Here is a 7,204-nt window from a genome sequence, read left to right on the forward strand (position 1 = left end):
GCTCAATCGTCTTCGTCGCTGTGCAGCCGCCGTCGTACGGACAGCAGCTCCACTTCCGGCCGGGCGGCGACGAGGCGCTCGCACCGGTCGAGTACGTCTGTGAGGTGCCGGGTGTCCCCGGAGACCACGGCGAGGCCGATCTCGGCCCTGCGATGGAGGTCCTGCCCGCCCGTCTCCGCCGCGCTCACCCCGTACTTGCGCTGGAGCTCGGCGACGATCGGACGGACCAGGGAGCGCTTCTCCTTCAGCGACCGTACGTCGCCGAGAAGCAGGTCGAAGGACAGTGTCCCCACATACATGTATGTCCGGATGTCCCGCCGGTTCGGGTTCGCGCCCCGCCGAACATCGGCGGGGACACAAGAACCGTACACGGAACGGCCGGGGCCGATCGACGGAAATACGTCCCGTCGACCGGCCCCGACTGTTGAGGTACGGGTCAGCCTCGCGGCTTCTCGCGCATCTCGTACGTCGCGATGACGTCGTCGATCTTGATGTCGTTGAAGTTTCCGAGGTTGATACCGCCCTCGAAGCCTTCGCGGATCTCGGTGACGTCGTCCTTGAAGCGGCGCAGACCGGAGATGGTGAGGTTCTCCGCGACGACCTTGCCGTCGCGCAGCAGGCGCGCCTTGGTGTTGCGCTTGACCTCGCCGGACCGGACCAGCACACCGGCGATGTTGCCCAGCTTGGACGAGCGGAAGATCTCGCGGATCTCCGCCGTACCCAGCTCGACCTCTTCGTACTCCGGCTTGAGCATGCCCTTGAGGGCCGCCTCGATCTCCTCGATCGCCTGGTAGATGACCGAGTAGTACCGGACGTCCACACCCTCGCGGTCGGCCATCTGCTGCGCACGCCCGGCGGCGCGCACGTTGAAGCCGATCACGATGGCGTCGGAGCCGGTCGCCAGGTCGATGTCCGACTCGGTGACCGCACCCACACCGCGGTGCAGGACCCGGATGTCGACCTCTTCACCGACGTCGAGCTGGAGCAGCGAGGACTCGAGAGCCTCCACCGAACCGGACGCGTCGCCCTTGATGATGAGGTTGAGTTCCTGGACCAGACCGGCCTTGAGCGCCTCGTCCAGGTTCTCCAGGGAGAACCGGACACCCTTGCGGGCGAAGTTGGCGTTGCGCTCGCGGGCGGCACGCTTCTCGGCGATCTGACGGGCCGTACGGTCCTCGTCGACCACCAGGAAGTTGTCGCCGGCGCCCGGGACGTTGGTGAGACCCAGCACGAGGACGGGGGTCGAAGGACCCGCTTCCTCGACGTTCTCGCCCTTGTCGTCGAGCATCGCGCGGACACGGCCGTAGGCGTCGCCGACCACCATCGTGTCGCCGACCCGCAGGGTGCCTCGCTGGACCAGGACGGTCGCGACGGCACCGCGGCCGCGGTCGAGGTGGGACTCGATCGCGATGCCCTGCGCGTCCTGCTCCGGGTTGGCCCGCAGGTCGAGCGAGGCGTCGGCGGTGAGGACGACGGCCTCCAGCAGCTGGTCGATGTGCAGACCCTGCTTGGCGGAGATGTCGACGAACATCGTGTCGCCGCCGTACTCCTCGGCCACCAGACCGAACTCGGTGAGCTGACCGCGCACCTTGGTCGGGTCCGCGCCCTCGACGTCGATCTTGTTGACCGCGACCACGATCGGCACGTCGGCCGCCTTGGCGTGGTTCAGCGCCTCGATCGTCTGGGGCATCACACCGTCGTTCGCCGCCACCACGAGGATCGCGATGTCGGTGGACTTCGCACCACGGGCACGCATGGCGGTGAACGCCTCGTGACCCGGGGTGTCGATGAAGGTGATCCGGCGGTCCTCGCCGTTGACCTCGGAGGAGACCTGGTAGGCACCGATGTGCTGGGTGATGCCGCCGGCCTCGCCCGCGATGACGTTCGTCTTGCGGATGGCGTCGAGCAGCCGGGTCTTACCGTGGTCGACGTGACCCATGACGGTCACGACCGGCGGACGCGGCACCATGGCCTCGTCGCCGCCCTCGTCCTCACCGAACTCGATGTCGAAGGACTCGAGCAGCTCGCGGTCCTCCTCCTCCGGGCTGACGATCTCCAGGACGAAGTTCATCTCGTCGGCGAGGAGCTTCAGCGTCTCGTCGGAGACGGACTGCGTGGCAGTGACCATCTCGCCGAGGTTCATCATCACGCCGACGAGCGACGCCGGGTTGGCGTTGATCTTCTCGGCGAAGTCGGTGAGGGAGGCACCGCGCGACAGCCGGACGGCCTGTCCGTTGCCGCGAGGCAGCATCACGCCGCCGACCGACGGGGCCTGCATGGCCTCGTACTCCTGGCGCCTCTGCCGCTTCGACTTGCGGCCACGACGCGCGGGACCGCCGGGACGGCCGAAGGCGCCCTGCGTGCCACCACGGCCACCGGGGCCGCCGGGACGGCCACCGAAACCGGGACGGCCGCCGAAGCCACCGCCACCACCGGGACGGCCCGCGCCGCCACCGCCGCCACCGGGACGGCCGGCGAAACCGCCGCCACCGCCGCCGGGACCGGCCGGACGGCCTGCGAAGCCACCGCCACCGGGCCGGCCCGCGCCGCCACCGGGACGACCGCCGCCGCCACCGGGACCACGGCCACCGCCGGGGCCACCACCGGGACGCGGGCCCGCAGCGGGACGCTGCGGCATCATGCCCGGGTTCGGACGGTTACCACCGGGGCCACCGCCCGGACGGGGGGCCTGCGGACGGGGCATGCCGCCCGGGGTCGGACGGGCACCGCCCTGACCCTGCGGACGCGGGGCGCCGCCGGGGCCGCCCTGCGGACGCGGGGCGCCGGGACGCTCCTGACCGCCGCCGGGACGCGGGGCGCCGCCGGGACGGGGTGCCTGCGGACGGGACATGCCCGTCGAGCCACCGGAGGTGAAGGGGTTGTTGCCCGGACGGGGACCGGCCGGACGGGCGCCGCCGGGGCGCGCGGCGCCCTGGCCGGCGGGACGCGCGGGGCGCTCGCCACCGCGGCCGCCGTCACGCTGACCACCGTCGCGCTGGCCGCCGTCACGCTGACCGGCCGGGGCCGGACGGGCGGGACGGGGGCCCGGGGTGGCGCCGGTGGGGCGCGGTGCCTGGGGCGCGGCCGGCTGGGCCGGAGCCGGAGCCGAGAACTCCGCGGCGGGCACCGGAGTGACCGGGGCGGCCTTCGGCGCGGGCTTGGGGCCCGGACGCGGGCCGGAGGCCGGCGCCGACGGGGCGGAGGGGGTGCTGCTCGCGGGGGCCTCGGCGGCGGCCGGCTTGGGGGCCGGGGCGCCGGGCTTCGGGGCAGCGGGACGTGCCGCAGCGGCCGGGGAGGGCGCTGCGGGCTTTGCGGGCGCGGCCTTGCGGGGCGCGCCGGGCTTGGCAGCGGGCTTGCCGGCGTTGCCGCCGGGCCCCTGCAGTGCGTCAGTCAACTTGCGTACGACCGGCGCCTCGATCGTCGAGGACGCCGAACGGACGAATTCACCGAGTTCTTGGAGCTTGGCCATGACGACCTTGCTCTCCACGCCGAACTCCTTGGCGAGTTCGTATACCCGGACCTTAGCCACTTCGCTCCTTTTAGGTCCGGGTTACCGCCGGACCGTCGCTACTTCATGGGCGTACTCATCGCGTACTCATCGAGTGCTCATCGCAATCTCGACCTACTTCCAACTCGCGAGGTACCTGACCGCACGGGGACCCGTGCCGTTCACTTCTTACGGTGTCACCCGCTCGACGAACCGCTGTACCGCGGCGGGGTCGAACGGCCCCTTGGCCTTGAAGGCCCGGGGGAATGCCCGGCGGCGAACCGCCAGGTCCAGACAGTCGGGGACGGGGTGCACGTACGCACCCCGGCCGGGCAGCGTACCGCGAGGATCGGGGACGCAGGCGTCCTCGTCCACCACGATGCGCAGCAACTCGTTCTTGGCCGCCCGCTCCCGGCATCCCACACAGGTTCGCTCAGGGCAAGCGCGGGCGTACGTCCGGCCAGACACGGTTAAGTCTACCTCCCCGCACCGACCTCACCCCTTTGGGGGCAAAAATCGAACGAACGTTGTCGTGATCTCAGCGACGTGCCGAAGGGATCTATTCCCGTCAGCGGCGCTCGGAGCGCTCCCGGGCCCGCTCCGCGCGCTCGCGGTCGGCGACGTCGCGCTCGGCGTCGGTCTCGGTGTCCGGGCGGATGTCGATGCGCCAGCCGGTGAGGCGAGCGGCGAGGCGGGCGTTCTGCCCCTCCTTGCCGATCGCCAGCGAGAGCTGGTAGTCCGGCACGGTCACCCGGGCGGAACGGGCACCGAGGTCAACGACCTCGACCTCGCTCACCCGTGCGGGCGACAGCGCGTTGGCGACCATCTCGGCCGGGTCGTCCGACCAGTCCACGATGTCGATCTTCTCGCCGTGCAGCTCGGCCATCACATTGCGCACGCGTCCGCCCATCGGGCCGATGCAGGCGCCCTTGGCGTTGAGCCCGGAGCGGGTGGAGCGGACCGCGATCTTGGTGCGGTGGCCGGCCTCACGGGCGATGGCGCAGATCTCGACGGAACCGTCGGCGATCTCCGGGACCTCCAGCGCGAAGAGCTTCTTCACCAGGTTGGGGTGGGTCCGCGACAGCGTGACCGAGGGGCCGCGCACGCCCTTGGCGACGCGCACGACGTAGGTGCGCAGCCGCAGGCCGTGGGTGTACTCCTCGCCCGGCACCTGCTCCTGCACCGGCAGGATGGCCTCCAGCTTGCCGATGTCGACCAGGACGTTCTTCGGGTCCTTGCCCTGCTGGACGACGCCGGTGACGACATCGCCCTCGTGGCCCGCGTACTCGCCGAACGTGCGGTCGTCCTCGGCGTCGCGCAGCCGCTGGAGGATGACCTGCTTGGCGGTGGTCGCGGCGATCCGGCCGAAGCCCGACGGGGTGTCGTCGAACTCCTTGGGCTCCTGCCCCTCCTCCAGATCGGCCGGGTCCTCCTTGGCCCAGACCGTCACATGGCCGCGCTCGTCCAGCTCCACGCGCGCCCTGCGGTGGCTGCCGTCCGTGCGGTGGTACGCGATGAGGAGGGCCGACTCGATCGCTTCGACGAGGACGTCGAACGGGATCTCCTTGTCCTGCGCCAAGCCCCTCAGAAGCTTCACGTCGATGTCCACGGCTACGCCTCCTCTTCCTTCTTGTCCTTGCGGTTGAATTCCAGCTCCACGCGGGCCTTGGCGATCTCGTCGAAGGCGATCCGGCGGGCGGTGGGCTTACGGCCCTTGACGCCCGGCACCTCCAGGTCGAGACCGTCCTCGTCCACGGCCTGGATGCGGGCCACCAGCTCGCCGCCCTCGTGCAGCGTCAGCCTGGCCAGCCGGCCGGTGGCGCGTACGTAGTGGCGGTGCTCCGTCAGCGGGCGGTCGGCACCGGGGGAGCTGACCTCCAGGACGTACTCGTCCTCGCCCATCGCGTCGGTCTCGTCCAGCTTCGCGGAGATCGCGCGGCTCAGCTCCGCACAGGCGTCGAGCTCGACGCCCTCCTCGGAGTCCACGACGATCCGCAACACCCGGCGGCGGCCGGCCCGGGACACTTCGATCTCTTCCAGCTCCAGCTGCTCGGCGCTGACGAGCGGCTCTACCAGCCCGCGCAGCCTCTCGCTCTGGGTGGTGCTCATCCGGGTGACTCCTCGGCCGCGTGTGCTGTTGTGGGGATCTCGCGTGTCTGGTCAAAGGGTATCCGGTCGCAAGGGGTGTTGCTGTCCGCCGGTCCCCCGGGCGCGGGTACGCTCACCAACGGTGATCACTTCCGGACAGATCCAGTCAAGACAGATCCAGCCCGAAGGAGAACAAGTGCGGCGTACGGGGACGACGCGCAGGGGCGCGCTCACGGCGACGGGCGCACTCACCGTCGGCGCGCTGCTGTCGGGCTGCGGAAGCGACGCCGACGACACGGGCGGAGGCCGCAAGGGCTCCGCACACGGCGGGGCGCGGACGGCGGCCGACGGGACGTCCTCGGTCCGCACGGAGAAGGTGCTGCGCACCAGCGCGTCCCGCACCACGGCGAGCCTGCTGGCCGGGTACGAGCACGTGCTGGAGGCCCATCCGTCGACGGCCACCGCGCTCGTCCCCCTGCGCGACGCGGTCCGCGCCCACCTGAAGGCCATCACCCCCGGCAAGGCGCAGGCGCTCGGCACGGCCCGCTCCCGGGCCACCGGCCCCGCCGCCGCGGTCAAGGAGCTGGCCGCGGCGGAGCGCGGCGCGGCCGACACGTACACCGCGCTGCTCCTGGAGGCGCCCGGGGAGCTGGCCCGGCTGCTCGCCTCGGTGGCCGCCGCCTGCTCGGCCCACGCCTACCTGCTGACCGAACTGGCCAAGGAGACCCCCGCATGAGCGACGGCACGCTGGAAGCGGCCCAGGCGGCGCTGGCCGCCGAGCACGCGGCGGTCTACGGGTACGGGGTGGCGGGCGGCCGGGTCGCGGCGGCCCGCCGGGCCGAGGCCACCGCCGCGCACCACGCCCACCGCGCCCGCCGGGACGCCCTGGCGCGCACCGTCCGGGACCTGGGCGGTGAGCCGGTGGCCTCGGACGCCGCGTACGCTCTGCCGTTCGCGGTGCCGGACTCGGCGGCCGCGGTGCGGCTGGCCGCCGTGCTGGAGGACCGGGTGGCGAACGTCTACTCCGACCTGGTCCGGGCCGCCGACGGGGAACTGCGGCGCAGCGCGGCGGACGCGTTGCGGGAGGCCGCGGTGCGCGCGGTGCGCTGGCGGGGCAGCGGCGTACCCTTTCCCGGGCTCGCCGAGCGGGCCGGGACGAAGACCGCCACGGACACCAAGACCGAGGCCGGCGCGGCGCACTGAAGAAGGCTCTGAAAGGGAACACGGCACGTATGGGTTTTGAACCGCCGCAGCGTCTGGTGCGAGCGCTCGGCGAGTCGTACGGGGATACGGCCGCCGGGGAATGGCTCGCGGGGCTTCCCGCACTGACCGAACAGGCGCTGGCCGCGACCGGGCGCGCACCGGCCGTGGAGCGGGTCGCGGCCCCCGGCGGGCGCAGCAGTCTGGTCCTGCTGGTACGGGGGTCCGACGGCACCCCGGCGGCCCTGAAGCTCGCCCCGTCCGGCGCCGCGCCCGCGCTCGAAGCGGCGGCGCTGGCGCACTGGAACGGCTGGGGCGCGGTACGGCTGCTCGATCCCGCCGAGGGCGCGCGGCCCGTCGAGGGCGCGCGGCCCGTCGAGGGCGCGCGGCCCGTCGAGGGCGCGCGGCCCGTCGAGGGCGCGCGGCCCG

The 7,204-nt window shown here is 72.5% G+C and carries 8 protein-coding genes; 3 read left to right on the forward strand and 5 right to left on the reverse strand.

Annotated features, from left to right (window positions below):
* Positions 1-2: 2 nt before the first annotated feature.
* From E6P78_RS28735 to rimP, 5 genes are all read right to left on the reverse strand, one after another.
* A complete protein-coding gene (locus E6P78_RS28735; RefSeq protein WP_136206565.1) occupies positions 3-299 on the reverse strand; it encodes a DUF503 domain-containing protein in 297 nt (98 codons plus the stop codon).
* Positions 300-436: 137 nt separating this feature from the next.
* Positions 437-3,529 carry a translation initiation factor IF-2 gene (gene infB / locus E6P78_RS28740; RefSeq protein WP_136206566.1) on the reverse strand — a complete coding sequence of 1,031 codons (3,093 nt, stop codon included), beginning with the start codon at positions 3,527-3,529 and terminating at the stop codon, positions 437-439.
* A 147-nt stretch (positions 3,530-3,676) separates the two neighbouring features.
* Complete coding sequence (locus E6P78_RS28745) at positions 3,677-3,955, reverse strand: YlxR family protein (protein WP_206307942.1); 279 nt, start codon at positions 3,953-3,955, stop codon at positions 3,677-3,679.
* Positions 3,956-4,055: 100 nt separating this feature from the next.
* Positions 4,056-5,096 carry a transcription termination factor NusA gene (gene nusA / locus E6P78_RS28750; protein WP_136206568.1) on the reverse strand — a complete coding sequence of 347 codons (1,041 nt, stop codon included), beginning with the start codon at positions 5,094-5,096 and terminating at the stop codon, positions 4,056-4,058.
* 2 nt (positions 5,097-5,098) lie between these two features.
* A complete protein-coding gene (rimP, locus tag E6P78_RS28755; RefSeq protein ID WP_136206569.1) occupies positions 5,099-5,596 on the reverse strand; it encodes a ribosome maturation factor RimP in 498 nt (165 codons plus the stop codon).
* Positions 5,597-5,771: 175 nt separating this feature from the next.
* On the opposite strand from rimP, the gene E6P78_RS28760 reads away from it, so the two are divergent.
* From E6P78_RS28760 to E6P78_RS28770, 3 genes are all read left to right on the forward strand, one after another.
* Positions 5,772-6,311, forward strand: a complete 540-nt coding sequence (locus E6P78_RS28760; protein ID WP_136206572.1) for a hypothetical protein — start codon at positions 5,772-5,774, stop codon at positions 6,309-6,311.
* The gene (locus E6P78_RS28765) at positions 6,308-6,778 is read left to right on the forward strand and encodes a DUF4439 domain-containing protein (RefSeq protein ID WP_136206570.1); all 471 of its coding nucleotides are present in this window, start codon (positions 6,308-6,310) and stop codon (positions 6,776-6,778) included. The genes E6P78_RS28760 and E6P78_RS28765 overlap by 4 nt, the downstream gene beginning before the upstream one ends.
* Positions 6,779-6,807: 29 nt before the next feature.
* A partial coding sequence (locus E6P78_RS28770; RefSeq protein WP_240799406.1) for an aminoglycoside phosphotransferase family protein occupies positions 6,808-7,204 on the forward strand: 397 nt, incomplete at its 3' end.

This window comes from Streptomyces sp. A0958, from assembly GCF_004795035.1.
Classification (GTDB): Bacteria; Actinomycetota; Actinomycetes; order Streptomycetales; family Streptomycetaceae; genus Streptomyces.